We start from the raw sequence: 15,359 nt of genomic DNA on the forward strand, positions 1-15,359 counted from the left end.
CGACGTTGCCTCAGGTTTTCCAGTAGGGCGGGTCGCCAATCTGACTCACGATGAAGTCGATAAAACAACGCACCTTTGAAGAGACGACGCGCTTGGGTGGGTAGACAAACCAGATGGCAGAGCGCTGCTCCGTGGACTGAGCGCGCCATTGCGGCAGCCAAACCTGCAGGTCTCCCTGCTCCAGACTTTTCGCCACCAACCAGTCCGGCAACAGCGCGATACCCAGCCCGTCTTTGGCCGCGATGAGCTGCGCATCCAGATCATTGAGCCGCAAGCTTCCCGACAGCGATATCGGCACGGCGTGGTCATTGGCAAACAGCGTGATTTCGTCTGACAAATGAGCGCCCAAAATGGCGGGATAACGAATCAAATCTTCGGGTGTTGAAGGCTGCTCATGCAGGGCCGCAAACGCCGGGCTGACGCACACCTTCAAGGTTTCATCCGCCAGCTTGCGCGCCTTGAGCGTGGAGTCGGCCAGCGTGCTAATTCGGATCGCCAGATCGACGCCTTCATGGATGAGATTGACCTGGGCGTTCTCCAGAGTGACTTCGAGTTTGATCTCCGGGAAACGCTCGAGGAAGCCTTTGAATCTTGGCATCAGATGATGGCGACAGAAGGCCGGAGGCACATTCAACTTCAACACCCCGCGTGGGTGCTGGTTCAGGGCCGAGGTCGCGGCTTTTGCGCGCTCAAGTTGCTTCAACACCTCACGGGCGTGGAGCAGGAACGTCTCACCGCCTTCGGTCAGGTGCAACGCGCGGGTGGAACGGTTGAACAGAGCAATGCCGAGGTCTTGTTCAAGTTCTTTGATGTAGCGGGAGACGGTGGAGGCCTTGATGTTCAGGCGATCAGCGGCACGGGAGAAGTTGTTGCTGTCGGCGGCCTCGATGAAGGCGGTTAATGCAGCAAGGTAGTCCATGGTGGGCCTCGCGGGGGGGAAGGGCGGGGGACTTGGGGTGGTTAGGGATGATGAGATAAGGCGGGGGGATTGTCTATGTGGTGGGGCAGGGGGATTTCAGGCATAAAAAAGACGTTCTGGGACGTCTTATGAATCGTGCCGGGGTAAGTTGAATTGGATTGTTAGGTGTTTGATTTAACTAAATAATGTTAGTTCGTAAAAAGCTTTGGAATACCAAATGGAATACCGCGAGGAGCTGGGTCGAGCACAATGCATCGTATCCGTATCTTTTTGATGAAGGCCGAAAGCAATTTCTGTTTACTCGAAACCGGGCAAACTGAGCATGCCGCCAGTGGTGCGTTTGCCAAAACCAGTGGGTACTAGGATTTTGTGCTTCTTCATCTCTGCGAGTACCGCCAACCATTCAGTTTTGCCAAAGCGCAGCTTGGTGTCGTTCCAGCTATGTATGACTTCGTCCACGATGGCTTCATCGGAAACCGGATGGCCTTCGAGAATAAAGTCGTTCCAGACGGCATAAAGTGTCACAGTCATTTCGCAACGATCCGTATCCCAGTCCCGCATCAGCTCGATGACTTGCTCAATGGTGGCTCGCTCAGTGGCTGACCAAGCGGTGCTATATGCCTGCCGATGTTGCCCAGCTTTGGAAAGTGGGCGGTAGGCATGGCCCTTAGTCTCTCGCGCGATGCGCTCATACCACTGGTTGTTTTGCAGCCCCGATTCGACCTGGTTCATCAGTTGGCGATCATGGGGGCCGGCTACGTTGCGCAGATAGCTGCCCTGAATCGCCTTGAGCCTGGCCGCATGCTCGGCCAGGTAAACTACCTTCTGCAGCTTACGCTGGCCGAAGGTGCGCTGGGCGTGAAGCCTGTGAGCGACTTCGGCGGCGAGTAGGGTGCGAGTGGCTTTTTGATCTGTGGTAATAAGGGGCGACTGGCCATCTTTGAAAAGGGCGCGCTCGATCAGCGTTTCGGTCAGTTGTTCGTTTAGTTGGCGGGCCTGGATTAGGCGGGTTTTGAGTTGGTTGCAGAGTGCCATTAGCTGATCGATCTTGGCGACGATGCGGTGTTGTTCTGCCAGGGGCGGCACAGCCATCAAAAGCGAAGACGACTGAGCCAGATATAAGCCGGGCTGCGCACTCTGCTTAACCCCTGCCCATATGGCGCTTTGCAATTGGGGAGATCGGATCATCAGTGCCAGAAAATCGGCATCAACAAACAATGGCCTAATCAGCGTGACGCTTCGCACGATGACCATATCCATGTTTTCTTTAATAACAGTTAAGCGGCCTAAGGTCGCACCAACTGAAACCATCATGATGTCGCCTACTTCGGGCTTACAGCGGCCCCAGCATTTTTCAGCAATGCTGCGCTCTACATAATCGGTATTTCCATAATCCATAAAGCCATCACGAACATTCTTCGCTGTAACCAACGGAATCTGAGTACTGTCACTTGTCCGCTGCGGTGTTAAGTGCTCTCCATCTGTAATCAACAGGGCACAGTCAAGTAGGCGCGCCCATTGCCACCCCGTGGGCAATTCAAAAAGCTTTTCACCCGCTGCAATTGCAGTCGGAGGCTTTTGCTTTTTCAGTTTGCCTTCCGCCATAAGCCGCTGCTTTTTAGCTGCAATTCGCGTGAGCAGATCGCTGGCAGGTTCATCGTTGGGATCTTGCGGCACCAGTTTGCCCATAACGGCCAGCTGCAGCAGGGCTTGTTTGAGTGCGTCGATACTGGGTTCGGTGGTGAACAGGGTGTGGAAGTGTTCGGTCAGGCAATCCCAGTTGGTGGCGAATTCGGTGGCGTCACTGATTTTGGTCAGGCTACCTAGCAGCGCGTGCACCAGTTGGGTGTGAGCGATTTCGGAGCCAGTCTGCTGAGCTTCCAGGCGGTCGCACAAGGCCATCAGCTCATCGACTTTGGCGACAATGCGGTGTTGCTCGGCGAGTGGCGGTAGCGCAAGCGGCAAGTTGAGAATCTGCTCTCGCGAGACATTCTTCATTGAGCTGCTGGTACCGCCTGCTACCCGGCTGTAATAGTCGCGGGCCAATGGTGCGCTGTTTGCCAAGTTCACATAGCGTCGTTCACATAGCGAGGTCAGTTTTAGTCGAACGATTTTGTCGCTAAGCATCAAGTGAGCCGGTGTTGTCTCGACGACAACACTTCGGGCCACAAGCTCCGCCGTATTTGCACGAGAGACCAGAAAGTCGCCTTCGGTGACTTCATGCTCGGGACGGGCCTCCAAGCTTGCAGGAAGCGCTTTATTCTCCTCGGGTTGGTAAACGCCCCACGAAACAGCACTGACCTTGAGGACACCCCACTCATTGGATTCCCTTGGTCTAGGATCGCAACTAGGGCTCCAGCCTGCGCTACTTTCGATTACCTGACTACCGAGCCGACCCCACCTCCAGTTTGCTGGTAGCTCAAAAGGTTTTTCTTCCTCGCCAATTTTCGCCAACGGCTTCTGTTTCCTGATCTTGCCCTCATCTACCAACCTCACCTTTTCCTCAGCAATCCGCTTCAGCAACTCGCTGGCCGGTTCGTCGCTGGGATCTTGCGGCACCAACTTGCCACGCACCGCCAGCTCTAGAATCAGTTCACGCAGCTTTTTGATGCCATTGGGCGCACCGGCCAGTAGCTGCAGGTTATCGGTCAGCAGCGCAGTCATACATCACGCTCCAAGGCTTCAGCTAACACCGCTTTAAGCTGGTCGCGCAGATCTTTGATTTCGCCTTGCAGGCTGGCGTAGTTACGCAGCAGTTCATTCGGGTCATGGCTGATCTTTTCGCCGATATGCGGGTTTTTGCAGTCCAAGTTCCAGTTGCGGGCTTGTAGGTCTTCGACGCGGACCTTCCAGGCAAACTCGTTCTCCACCCGTGCCGCAAAACCATCGGCCTCGCTGCCCCACCAGGCCTCTTCCACGGCGAATTCTTCGATTCGCATGGGGCGGGTCTTGGAGTAGTTCTTAACGCCGGCCGGGTACTGGTGCTCGTAGAACCACACCTGTTTGGTCGGTGTGCCTTTGGTGAAGAACAGCAGGTTGGTCTTGATACCGGTGTAGGGGTTGAACACGCCGTTGGGCAAGCGAACGATGGTGTGCAGGTTGCACTCGGTGAGCAGCTTTTCCTTGATGCGGTTTTTGATGCCTTCGCCAAACAGAAAGCCATCGGGCAGCACCACGGCGGCGCGGCCACCGTCTTTGAGCAACTGCATGATTAGCACGAGAAACAGGTCGGCAGTTTCGCGGGTGCGGAAGGCCGCGGGGAAGTTGTTTTCAATGCCATCTTCTTCCATGCCGCCGAACGGCGGGTTGGCAACGATGCAATGCACGCGCTCGCTCGGGCCCCAACTAATCAGCGGTTTGCGTAGAGTGTTGTCGTGGCGAATCTGATTAGGCACCTCAATACCGTGCAGGATCATGTTAGTGGTAGCCAGCAGGTGCGGCAGCGGCTTTTTCTCCACGCCAAAGATGCTGGCTTGCAAGGTGCGTTCGTCTTCGGTGGTTTTTACATAACGGCTGCGTTTGTGTTCGATGGCGCAGGTCAGGAATCCACCCGTGCCGCAGGCCGGGTCCATCACTTTTTCGTCCAGCTTCGGATCGACCATACGCACCATAAACTCGGTGACTGGGCGCGGTGTGTAGAACTCGCCAGCATTACCCGCGTTCTGTAGGTCTCGTAGCAGCTGCTCATAGAGGTTGCCGAACTCGTGGCGCTCCTGGGCCTTGTTGAAGTCCACGCCTTCCTGAATTTTGTTGATCACCTGGCGCAGCAACTGGCCGGATTTCATGTAGTTGTAGGCGTCTTCAAACACGCTGCGCACCACAAAGGCCGGTGGTGTGTTGCTGTACTCGTGCAGGTTCTGCAACTGGGGGAACAGGTTGTTGTCGATAAAGTCCTTGAGCGCATCTCCGGTCATACCTTCCGGATTGGCGGCCCAGGTGCGCCAGCGGCAACTGTCGGGAATGGGCGAGCGGTAGTTGTCGTCCATCAGTTCCCATTCCAGCTCGCGGTCATCGAAGATCTTCAGGAACAGCAGCCAAACCAGTTGGCCGATACGCTGAGCGTCGCCGTCTACGCCAACGTCTTTGCGCATGATGTCCTGAATGGACTTGATGGTGGAGCTAATGGACATGAAGTTCTCTCAACGCGTACCGCAAAGGGGGGGCGAAATTCTACCGGATAGTGGAGACGACTGCTTTGGCATGTCGTCGGCGCTTAGCCCTTAGCTTGCGTAAAGTTCGTCTTCCAGTTCGTGGATAGCCTTGTTGTAGCCAGCCTTGCCGCCAAAAGCCTTGACCAGCTCGATGGGCGCACCGATTTGGCTAAATGGGTCGAGCTGAAGGATTTTGATGTCCTCGATATGCTCGATGCCGGTATCGGCGTATTTATCCAACAATGCTTCCAGCACCTGGCGGGCTGCACCAGAATACTTGGCGAAATAGTTGCGCTTTTTCACCTGATCGGCTCGCTCGCGGCGTGATAAGGCAGGCTGATCGAAGGCGACGTGGCAGATCAGGTCGAACGGATCAAGCGGCTTGCCTTGTTTCTTTTCCACTTCTTCGGCCAAGGCTTCCCACATCACGCCCTGGACGGCCATCTCTTCGATGATGACTTTCTTTTGCTCGGAATCACTCCAGCGCCGAAGGAAGTCGTCCAGTGAGGCGAATTGCTTTTGTACGCAGGTGCGGGTGTAGTCGTGCAGTGATTCGGTGATCAGTCGGCCGTCCGGGCCGTAGTACTGCACACGCTCGGCGATGACATAAATCGGGACGTTGTCGATGACGTACTTGATGCGTTTTTTGCCCTCATCTTCGCCGGTAAAATCCAGGTCATCGCCCTCGTTATTGTTGCCTGCGCTTATGCCATCTTCATCGGCAAGCGGTTCATCCGGCGGTACGGGGGAGTCATCGCCTTCTGGGGCGTAGATCACTACTGGGTCGCCGTCGAAGGCCGGGTCGGCAAACAGCTCGGTGGCCTTTTTGAAGTCCATGATGGTGAACCAGTACTTGCCGTATTCCTCGTTGATGCGAGTGCCGCGACCGATGATTTGCTTGAACTCGGTCATCGATTTGATGTGCTGGTCGAGCACGATCAGCTTGCAGGTCTGAGCATCGACGCCAGTGGTCATCAGCTTGCTGGTGGTGGCAATCACCGGGTAGCGCTCTTCCGGGTTGATGAAGTTGTCCAGCTCGGCCTTGCCTTCCTGGTCATCGCCGGTGATACGCATGACGTATTTGCGATTCTCGGCCACACGTTCAGGGTTGAGGTTGACCAGGGCTTGGCGCATGCGCTCGGCGTGGTTGATGTCGTCGCAGAAGACGATGGTTTTCTGAAACGGATCGGTGGCCTTGAGCAGTTCGGTGACCTTCTTCGCCACCAGTTGGGTGCGCGCCTCGATAACCAGGGTGCGGTCCATATCCTTGAGGTTGTAGATGCGGTCTTCGATCAGCTCGCCATTTTTATCGAGCATGCCTTTGGGTGGTCGCCAGCCTTGCAGGTCTTTGTCGAAGTCGATGCGCACCACTTTGTAGGGGGCGAGAAAGCCGTCTTCGATGCCTTGCTTCAAGGTGTAGCTGTAAATCGGCTCACCGAAGTAGGTGATGCTGGATACCTCTTTTGTCTCCTTCGGTGTGGCGGTAAGGCCGACATGGGTGGCGCTGGAGAAGTAGTCGAGGATTTCACGCCAGGCTGAATCCTCGGAGGCGCTGCCACGGTGGCATTCGTCGATCACGATCAGGTCGAAGAAGTCGCGGGAGAACTGCTTGTAGATGTTCATCTCTTCATCAGTGCCGGTGACGGCCTGATAGAGCGACAGGTAGATTTCGTAGGAGGTATCGATCTGGCGTTTGGCGATTTTGGTCATCGCCTGGCCGAAGGGCTTGAAGTCATTGTTCTTGGTCTGGTCGACCAAGATGTTGCGGTCAGCCAGAAACAGGATGCGTTTCTTCTGTTTCGATTTCCACAGCCGCCAGATGATTTGGAAGGCTGTGTATGTCTTGCCGGTGCCCGTAGCCATTACCAATAGGATACGGTCTTGGCCGCGCGCCACAGCCTCGACGGTGCGGTTGATGGCATTCATCTGGTAATAGCGCGGCATGCGCCCGGAGCCGTCGTCGTAGTAGGGCGCTTCGATCTTGTGCAGGGCGGTAATATCCAGCCCCTTCCACTGGCAGTAGCGCTGCCAGAGTTCGGTGGGGCAGGGGAATTGATCGAGGGTGAGTTCGGTTTCTACTTGGCTGCCTGTGCCACTGCGGTCATGAAACAGAAAACCATCGCCATTGCTGGAGAACACAAACGGTACGTCCAGCGCCTCTGCATAGCCCAGGGCTTGCTGCATGCCGGAGCCAACGGAGTGCTTGTTGTCCTTCGCCTCGATTACAGCGATAGGCAGGTTGGCCTGGTGGTAGAGGATGAAGTCTGCGCGGCGTGCTTCGCCACGGCTGTGAAGTTTGCCTCGGACGATAATGCGGCCTTTGGTAAAGCTGACTTCCTCGCGCACCTGCTTATGCATGTCCCATCCAGCTTGCTGAACGGCTGGGGCAATGTACTTGCTGCAGATGTCCCGCTCGGAAAGCGACTTTTTGTCCATAACCCCAATTCCCTTTCAAACCGGCCTGGTCGCTCCATTCCGGCACTGCTGATCGTGCTCGATGGGCGTAAATGTACCTTGTTTGATAGTGGCACGGGGGAAGATCAGATTTTGGTGGTTGAAGCTGTATGCAAGATGAGTCGAGGCCATGACAGCGCGAGTGTTTTGCGTCGTCCCGATTCCTTTATCTTGGATCGTTCTCTGCAGCGGGCTGAAGATGGCTAGGGTGGATAGGACCACAAGCGAATCGTTGGTACTGAATTAACTTCCGTCGGCGTACATCACCAATTTGGCGGAGCATGTTCGGTCTTTCCCGATCCATGTAGGCCACTGGAAACAGCGCCGGATCGTAGGGGATGGCGTCCAGCACGTCGATTCCGTATTCGACATAAAGACGCTTGCCGAGCGGTGTCAGGGCCAAGGCCTTAATTCGATGGATATGCTCTGATATGACTCGATACCCATCATGAACCAACAAGTCGCGCAGGTAGTGGTTCGATGCGCGTAGTGCGATCTTCACTCGCACTGACTCCCGGTGCTTTCGATCCTGCCAGTAAGCGAATAGATTGAACAAACGGGACTTTAAACACGTGATGGGGTCGATGACGGCGACCTGCACACCTTCGATATCCAGGACGGATAAATACTTGAAAATCTCTTTTTTGGGCGCGCCCCCTACGCTGTCCATTTCCAGGATATCGACGATGACCTCTTTACCGTCAACCCAGTCAATGTACGCGGCGGCAATATTTATCGTGTTGTCGTCCATCTTGGCCTTGCGAAAAGGGACGCCCATCATCTGGGCGCAATAATCAATAGAGTTGGGCTTGCCGATAAAGTCCAAGTCATCGCTAGTGACGAATCCGACATCCTCGCCTGTCATTTCGTCGATGAGGTATTGCCGGGCCCAAAGCGTAAGCGATTGCCCGCCGACGATCACAAGGCCGTAATCGGTGACAGCTGATTGAATTGAGGGACGGTAGACGCGCTGAATTAGATCGAGGAGGAAAGCGAAGAGCTCAGAACGTTCAAGTAGGGCGAACGGAGGGTCTTCGTTTACCGCTTCGGGCATCAGTTGCTTAGCGCAGAGAATCGTTGTGGGCGAGCGATTGAAGCAGAGTTGCCACGAAGGGCGGCTTTCGCACGGGCAGCAGCCATTTCAAGCATCTGAGGGTCAGCTGCATAGACAGCATCAACCTGGCGGTCACGTGAGCTGCTTTTAAGGCTCATCATTTCCGCAAAGCTAAGGTCTTTTGAATGCTGGTGGCCGCTGATCATGGCGAAAGTACCCATAAGGGTGAAATGGACTTGGATTTGAGGTTAGCACATTCAGTCGGCGCATTTGCAGTCGAAAGGCTGTGATTGCAAGGGATTACCGACGAAATGCATATGGGTAGGGTGCCGTCTAGGTGCAAAGGTATCCATCTGTCAAGTGAAATGTCAATATGGTGGACAGTTTGGTTTGAGCGAATCGGTGGGTATTATGAAAAAAGCCAATGCGCCCTGGGTTTTTCAATACTAGATGTGCGGTTAGGCGGAGTAATCAAAGGCTTGCGTTCTAATTGGGTTGGATGCCCCTTCCAAGGCTCCGCTCCACTGCAACACGTGACGCGCGAGCTGGTGGCCGGACACGATGTTTTACGGTACTTTGTGCTGGCATGAGGCCATACTCACAGCAGGACGCACCCCCACGGCTAGGGCCAATAGCTCCTCGCCAGTACCGTTCCTGCGCATTCATTTCGTGACAGGAACGACCATGTCAGGCGGCGAAACCGAAAAAATTGCGAGGCTCGCGGAGCTCGTTTCAAGCGACATCTTCAACTTTTTCCGCTGGAAGAAAGAGGGGCCTGCCAACCTCAACTTCGCCTGTGTGAAGAAGGAAACACACGCGCCCTTGAAGAAGTCTGAGCACACGCACCCGACTGACGTGGTGTTCAAGTACGCAGACCCTTACCTGAACAAAGCCATCTACCTTCATACGGATTTGAAGAGCTATGCGGTTGGCTCCATCACTCTGGACTCGATCAAGAAGGCCTTGAAGTCCCTGGGCAAGACCATCGACTGTGCCCGTGCTTCGCTGGAATGGCAGACTCGCTACCATTTGGCCAAGCGTGAGAAGTATGAAGTTCGTGGGATGCTGTTCGTCTACAACCACGATGACGAGTACGACAAAAATTTCTACGATCACTTCAAGGATTACAAAGGTGAGAATCTGCACATCAAAGATTCTCAGCAGGTTCATATCGTCGAGCCTTCATTGATCAATTACCTGAAGACACTGCAGCTCGATGTAAACACCCTCAGAGCAGAAGGGAAATTCCCGAAGGAAAATTACACCTTCTATTACCCTGACCTCGTCTTGCACAAGGCCAGTGGTGAGTACTGGGATCGTGCGGCAACCGCAGAGCTCATCGCCTCACCGTATATGATCATTCACCACAAAGAGGTGATGTCGTACTGCGAGAAAGCCAAAGACGTGACTGAAACGTATAGCGAAGGCTATCTGATCTATTATCGCCGCGATGGCAGTACCGAGATCGAGTTCAGGTACCTCTTTGACGCACTGTCCAGGTTCCAGATCCTCAACGCCAACAAGGACTTGAAAATCCGAATCAGGGTTGCCAATCGCCACCATCACAGCAGCATCCTCAGCAACTTCAATGCTGCCATCAACAGCTATGTGACTGAGTGGGGCGAAGACGAAAACCGCAAGCGGAAACTGCAGGCGATCGAACTGGAAATCGTGAATCACGCGATTCCGAACTATAAGCCCGAAGCGATCGGATGGGAGCGAGACTGACATGAGAATGGGGAGTTTGTACTTTGCATCCGACAAAGCGATCTACGATGCGCTAACGCAGCGAAGCCTGACGAGCGCTGAGCTCAGGAAAGTATTCCTCTCCAGAGGGATCGTGATCTCCAACGAGTCGGACAAAAAATTCCTAGCCAATCGATTCAGTGCCCTGTTCCATGACTACTACGATTATCGGAATCTGTCGCTCCTGGTGGGTGGCCGTGACAGTCGTGAGAAAACCACCAACGTGGTCGTCACGACAGCGGTTACCAAAGATCAACTGACCGACGCTCTCACCTCCGTCAAGGAATGGCTGGTGGATGACCAGCACGAGCAGGCTGAGGTGGCCGTCCACGGTGATCAGCTCAAGCTCACCGTCAAATACCAGAAGCTCGATCTGAGTCAGGCAGAGTTCCGTCAGGTGGTTGAGAAGACGGCGGAGGTGATCCTCGAGAAGCAGGGCAGTGGCTGGAAGATCACTGGCCCCATGAACGACAAGTTCAAGGACATCACAGATCAGTTGTATTCCCAGATCGAGATCGTCACTGATCAGGACGTGGCGACCCGAACCATTTCCTTGGAGGCGATCCCTGATGCGGGTATCAGGACGAACTTCCTTCGCAGCTTGATCCGCAATCTCAAGGACATGGAGGTGGTCGATGTGGTCGACGTCTCCACGTTCAACCCTAAAGACCAAGAAGATGATGACCTGGATCTCAGTGACGATGCGCTGGTGATCGAGGATTCGATTGAGGTTGAGTCAGAAGATGAGGGTGAGGAAGTGGAGGATGGCGACCCTGAAGCCGAACTGGCCAGGCCGCAGCCAGAAGCCAGGATTCACAAGATCATCCGCATCGACAAGGCGTCCCTGAAGGGTAAGGGTGTCTTGGAGTCGAAGCAGTTGCTTGAGCTTGAAGGCCACGGGTTCTATATGTGGAAGATTCGATGGAAAGCTCGTGAGAAGCTCGTTGGATCTGAGCTAGTCCTGTTTGAGGCTCAGTTTGGTAACCAGGCCAAGTACTGCGATTTCTCCTACATCGTCAAAGGTGTCTATAACTACAACAACGGGAAATACGCCAAAAACCTGGTACGTGCCGAGCCGGTATTCGAGCAGAAGCTCAAGATCCGCTTGGAGGAGGCGGCGCAGAAGACTCTGAATGACATCGAAAGGAGTCTGACGACATGAAGTCAAAGCGGCTGAAACTCTGGGTTCTGACCGCTCGCATTGACTTTCAGACCCTTGTGCATGGCCTTCGACAGCAGCCTTTCAACGAGCAGAGCCGGGTCGGTGTCGAGGCTATTGAGATCCTGGATGGCAAAGCTACTTTCCGGTACCACGAGCAGCGCGATATCACCCAGTCGTTCACGAACCCTCTGGGCGAAACCGTCGAATCGAGCTACTCGACGTTCATCAGCTTCGACATGGTATTCGAAACGCTTGGGCCGGATCGGTATTCGATCTGCATGGGTTCGCCGCCGAAGGATTTGAAGCCGTTCGTGGAGCTCATCCGAGCGGCAACCGGGACGAACTTCGCGCTGGAAATCGTGAAGTCGGACATTTCTTTGGTCTATCAGCAGCTCAAGGCTGACAAGCGCTTCACGAGAGTCATGGCCAAGCGGATCGTTTCTGGAGCGGTGACGTTTGATATCGAAAGCAGCTATCGAGTCGATATTGCATCGACAGGGAACGCAATGACCAAGTTGTTGGAGATCACGGGTGGCCGCGCGGCACCGATCGACAAGATCAAAATCGTCTACACGTACGACTCAACGCCCGTTCAGATTGAGCTGTCGCGCTCAGGTTCGATATCTGTGTCGTGGGATGACGAGGAGCATCTGGCCCTGCTGACAGATCTCTTGATCCGGTAGATAGAGAGGTCGAGCGGGATGTCTCAGGTCTGTCTCGGCGCTTGGGGCGTTCACAGAACCCGGCGCTGCCCATCATGCCCCTGACTATCAGTAACCAGAATTGGGGCGGCTTTATATTATCGAGTGGCCCCTTTTGGCCCAGAGTGTGTAAAAACGCTTCGACAAAATTGAAGTGTGCGCGTCTACGTTAAATCTGAAATTTATCGACACGTCAGCAGATGTGGATTTCGCGTAGAAGCGAGATTCCCCGTCCGTTTTTGAGTACCTGTCGCGCTCAAAAATGTTTTTACACAGCCTCGGCCGAAAGCTGCCTGTTGCGAAGGGCAGCTTTCGGCCGATTCTGTTGAAAAAGTCGGTTCTCTCGAATTGCCCGGAAGCTGAGCGGTGAAGGAGCCTATTTTTCGCGCGGCTACGTGAAATCTGTGTCCGAATGCCTGTGCGGCCATTTGAGATTTCAATCTCATGCGCTTACTTTTCTGCCCTGAGAACCGCGTCCGACTTTTTCAATACAATCGGCCAAAAGCAGTCACCGAGCTGACAGTGATTTAGCTCTGAATGGTCTTTCTGTTTTTATATGCCTTAAATTTTCTTGAAACCCAAGGTAAGGCCATTTTTTCCAGCTCTTTTGTAAGCTCACTATGTGCGAGTCCGTAAATTAATGACACCACATTTGTAGTTCTGCTTACTCAGTCCTTGAATTGTTCTTTCGACATTGCCGGCTCATTATAACCCGGCTTAGTAATAATTTGCCAAAATGTATTGTTAAGCACATCAACAGATGAACCAAAGTTTGAACCTTTTATCTTATGCATCAGGATCAGTCCTTCATGAAAATATTCGCGCGAGTATTTCCTTGACGCAATGGGTATTTCATCACCAACAAACTCAAAATTCGCGCCATAAAGCTCGCCGATAAACTTTTCAATATCAACCAGTACAGAGTTACGCCGTTCAATTAACATCTCAAAAGTCTTAAGCCTCAACTGGTTTCGATATGTTGAATAAGCTACAATTATGGCCGTAAATATAGTGATATATGGTGCAATTTCCGCGATCATCCGAAGCCCCTTTTAGCTAACCCTCACATTAAGGGCAGCTACCATACTTGTTCAAATAGCATGAGTAAATATTGTCTAGAGCGCATATTAGGTACCTTCTACTTCGAAGGTGACTAACTATTCGGCCTATATTAATTACTCGCTTGCGACTCAAGCATTCCGGTCAGAAATTTTGACCAATAGTTGTCGGTCATAAGCACGAAAAGTTTCAAAAAATTAGAACTTCCGCCCTGCCCTGACAGATCTAATACTATCTTGGTTTTTTATTAATGCCAGCAAGTAAAGCCTCGATCACACTGCTCAGACTGATCTCTAAAGTAGTCTTCGGCTCATCGGAATTTAATGCCATGGCAAACGCACGATATAGTGGGTCAATGAACGAATATTTTCCAGAATTTTCATCAAGCCGAACCAGAGGAGTCGGTTGAACCAAACATAGCTTTTCGATTCCATTCGCTAGGTTCCTCTTGCTGTAGCTTGACTCTTTGTTTTTTATTTTTTGAAGAATCTGATCAGCTGTCGCCCCTTCTTGAGCCAATTGAGCTAATGCATGGATTATAAGTTTTGAATGAGCGTATTTGGTTTTTCGCTTTTGCTTTAATGATGCTTCAAACGCCATTTTTAGAGAGTCCGAAGTGTTAGATAGATACTTGTTCAAAGCAGGCTCAAGATGCTCAACGGAAAGTGTTACTAGAGTTGTTAACTGATGGCTGACAGAATTTCCATGACATATATTTAAGCACAGCGTGTGGCAAATCGCGGGCAATCCGTTAGCATAATGACTAATTTTATTTGTAAGCGACGGACTAAATCTAATATTTAAAAGTTTGGTTCCAAGATTCACGATCTCCTGAAGCTCGTGAGGTTCCATAAGCGGAACATGAATTTCTGCAATACGAGTACGCATCTCTGAATCATATTGCACCACTTGCCTTGCCGAGTCCACCGCACCAATTGCAATAACTTTTACATTTCTATAGTCATCCGCCATATCCATGAATACTTTCATAGTCTGAGATAGTTGGGTACGTTCAACCTCATCTATTTTATGAAAATCCTCAAGTACCCAGCAGCAATTAGCTTCCCCCATCAATCTCGCTAAATTCTGGGCTGTTAGTTGAGGAGGGATTACTCTGATCTTTTTATTTGATACTTCGCTAGATGCTGCCGCCGCTAGCTGAATCCTAATAGCAGCCAACGTTGAATGTGCAGATGCCGAGATGGAGCTTGTTTTCTTATCTAACTTTTCAGAAATATAGTAAGAGTCCAGATCATCGAAAGCGCTAAGCATAAGCTGGTCAAAACTAGTAGAGGAAGTGCAACGCGTAGTGATTTCACGCTCATATAGCTGCCGGAGTTTATTCCTCAGAAGTGTAGATTTCCCCGACCCAGAATATCCGTACACTACCAGTTGCGTACCGGGGGTCATTAGTGCTTCCACCAGTTTATCATTGACCTCCTCTCTTTCGATGAATGATGCCCTGGCCGGTGTGGTTGGCGTAAAAACCTCATAAACACTTATTGGTGAGCTCATCACTTAACACTCAATTATTAAAAATAAAAATACTATTTTTTATAAAAAACTTTAATGCGTAACGCATTAGCTTCAAGATACCACTACCCATTACTCGAAAAAAATTCTTAAAAAAGTGCAATCTTAAATCGACTGCTGCAATAATTGTCCTTGAGGTTTTTCGACATCAAAAAAACTTTCTTCATAAAAATCCCTTTTGATTATTTGTTAAGCATCGCTGATGCGTAGAAGCTCTAATTTTAGCCATCATAATGCCAGCCTCGTGTACCTTGCGCCAGCCAGGAGAGGCAGAGAGTTTCAAATGTGGAACAAACAAGCGCATCGGGGAGGAAACTGATTGAATGGCCGTTTTCTGCCTGTTGCCGAGGTCCAAATCGCCTCATAGATGGGAGTGGTTGCGGGTACAGATCGTCCCAATGCGAACCTCGACGTTGACGGAGCATGCCCCACGCTCATAAGAGAGTGATGCCAAAAATAGGCTGAATACGGTCGGCTTATGAGCGAAACCGTTGGAATTGGTAAAAAATGAATCTGGCATCCGACCAATAACCGCCCGTGGATGGAGATTTCGCCGAATTCAGCTACTCTCCGCTGCGGA

The 15,359-nt window shown here is 52.2% G+C and carries 10 protein-coding genes; 3 read left to right on the forward strand and 7 right to left on the reverse strand.

All coding sequences use genetic code 11. The annotated features are described in order from the left end of the window. Window positions 1-10: 10 nt before the first annotated feature. The 5 genes from J7E41_RS23080 to J7E41_RS23100 form a co-directional block, all read right to left on the reverse strand. Entirely contained in the window at window positions 11-919 is a 909-nt protein-coding gene (locus J7E41_RS23080) for a LysR family transcriptional regulator (protein WP_214996533.1), read from the reverse strand. Between the two features lie 297 nt (window positions 920-1,216). Beyond that, on the reverse strand, window positions 1,217-3,583 hold the full coding sequence (locus J7E41_RS23085; RefSeq protein ID WP_214996535.1) for a restriction endonuclease subunit S: 2,367 nt from the start codon (window positions 3,581-3,583) through the stop codon (window positions 1,217-1,219). Further along, a complete protein-coding gene (locus J7E41_RS23090) occupies window positions 3,580-5,049 on the reverse strand; it encodes a type I restriction-modification system subunit M (protein WP_214996537.1) in 1,470 nt (489 codons plus the stop codon). The genes J7E41_RS23085 and J7E41_RS23090 overlap by 4 nt, the downstream gene beginning before the upstream one ends. A 90-nt stretch (window positions 5,050-5,139) precedes the next feature. Further along, window positions 5,140-7,506 (reverse strand): EcoAI/FtnUII family type I restriction enzme subunit R, encoded by a 2,367-nt coding sequence (hsdR, locus tag J7E41_RS23095; protein WP_214996539.1) that lies wholly within the window; start codon window positions 7,504-7,506, stop codon window positions 5,140-5,142. Window positions 7,507-7,690: 184 nt separating this feature from the next. After that, entirely contained in the window at window positions 7,691-8,578 is an 888-nt protein-coding gene (locus J7E41_RS23100) for a hypothetical protein (protein WP_214996541.1), read from the reverse strand. Between the two features lie 684 nt (window positions 8,579-9,262). On the opposite strand from J7E41_RS23100, the gene J7E41_RS23105 reads away from it, so the two are divergent. From J7E41_RS23105 to J7E41_RS23115, 3 genes are read left to right on the forward strand one after another with little or no spacing between them, the layout of a single operon-like run. Next, the gene (locus tag J7E41_RS23105) at window positions 9,263-10,306 is read left to right on the forward strand and encodes a hypothetical protein (protein ID WP_214996542.1); all 1,044 of its coding nucleotides are present in this window, start codon (window positions 9,263-9,265) and stop codon (window positions 10,304-10,306) included. Between the two features lie 7 nt (window positions 10,307-10,313). Continuing rightward, a complete protein-coding gene (locus J7E41_RS23110; RefSeq protein WP_214996544.1) occupies window positions 10,314-11,486 on the forward strand; it encodes a hypothetical protein in 1,173 nt (390 codons plus the stop codon). Further along, complete coding sequence (locus J7E41_RS23115; RefSeq protein WP_214996546.1) at window positions 11,483-12,169, forward strand: hypothetical protein; 687 nt, start codon at window positions 11,483-11,485, stop codon at window positions 12,167-12,169. The genes J7E41_RS23110 and J7E41_RS23115 overlap by 4 nt, the downstream gene beginning before the upstream one ends. A gap of 686 nt (window positions 12,170-12,855) precedes the next feature. Here J7E41_RS23115 and J7E41_RS23120 read toward each other — a convergent pair. Both J7E41_RS23120 and J7E41_RS23125 read right to left on the reverse strand, forming a co-directional pair. Beyond that, window positions 12,856-13,227 (reverse strand): hypothetical protein, encoded by a 372-nt coding sequence (locus J7E41_RS23120; protein WP_214996548.1) that lies wholly within the window; start codon window positions 13,225-13,227, stop codon window positions 12,856-12,858. A 250-nt stretch (window positions 13,228-13,477) separates the two neighbouring features. Further along, window positions 13,478-14,761, reverse strand: a complete 1,284-nt coding sequence (locus tag J7E41_RS23125; RefSeq protein ID WP_214996550.1) for an ATP-binding protein — start codon at window positions 14,759-14,761, stop codon at window positions 13,478-13,480. Window positions 14,762-15,359: the final 598 nt, after the last annotated feature.

The organism is Pseudomonas fluorescens (assembly GCF_018614655.1).
GTDB classification, from domain to species: Bacteria; Pseudomonadota; Gammaproteobacteria; order Pseudomonadales; family Pseudomonadaceae; genus Aquipseudomonas; species Aquipseudomonas fluorescens_BX.

Coding starts and splice junctions, on each gene's coding strand:
- J7E41_RS23080 (WP_214996533.1), bottom strand. CDS start 919: ATGGACTACCTTGCTGCATTAACCGCCTTCATCGAGGCCGCCGACAGC.
- J7E41_RS23085 (WP_214996535.1), bottom strand. CDS start 3,583: ATGACTGCGCTGCTGACCGATAACCTGCAGCTACTGGCCGGTGCGCCC.
- J7E41_RS23090 (WP_214996537.1), bottom strand. CDS start 5,049: ATGTCCATTAGCTCCACCATCAAGTCCATTCAGGACATCATGCGCAAA.
- hsdR (WP_214996539.1), bottom strand. CDS start 7,506: ATGGACAAAAAGTCGCTTTCCGAGCGGGACATCTGCAGCAAGTACATT.
- J7E41_RS23100 (WP_214996541.1), bottom strand. CDS start 8,578: ATGCCCGAAGCGGTAAACGAAGACCCTCCGTTCGCCCTACTTGAACGT.
- J7E41_RS23105 (WP_214996542.1), top strand. CDS start 9,263: ATGTCAGGCGGCGAAACCGAAAAAATTGCGAGGCTCGCGGAGCTCGTT.
- J7E41_RS23110 (WP_214996544.1), top strand. CDS start 10,314: ATGGGGAGTTTGTACTTTGCATCCGACAAAGCGATCTACGATGCGCTA.
- J7E41_RS23115 (WP_214996546.1), top strand. CDS start 11,483: ATGAAGTCAAAGCGGCTGAAACTCTGGGTTCTGACCGCTCGCATTGAC.
- J7E41_RS23120 (WP_214996548.1), bottom strand. CDS start 13,227: ATGATCGCGGAAATTGCACCATATATCACTATATTTACGGCCATAATT.
- J7E41_RS23125 (WP_214996550.1), bottom strand. CDS start 14,761: ATGAGCTCACCAATAAGTGTTTATGAGGTTTTTACGCCAACCACACCG.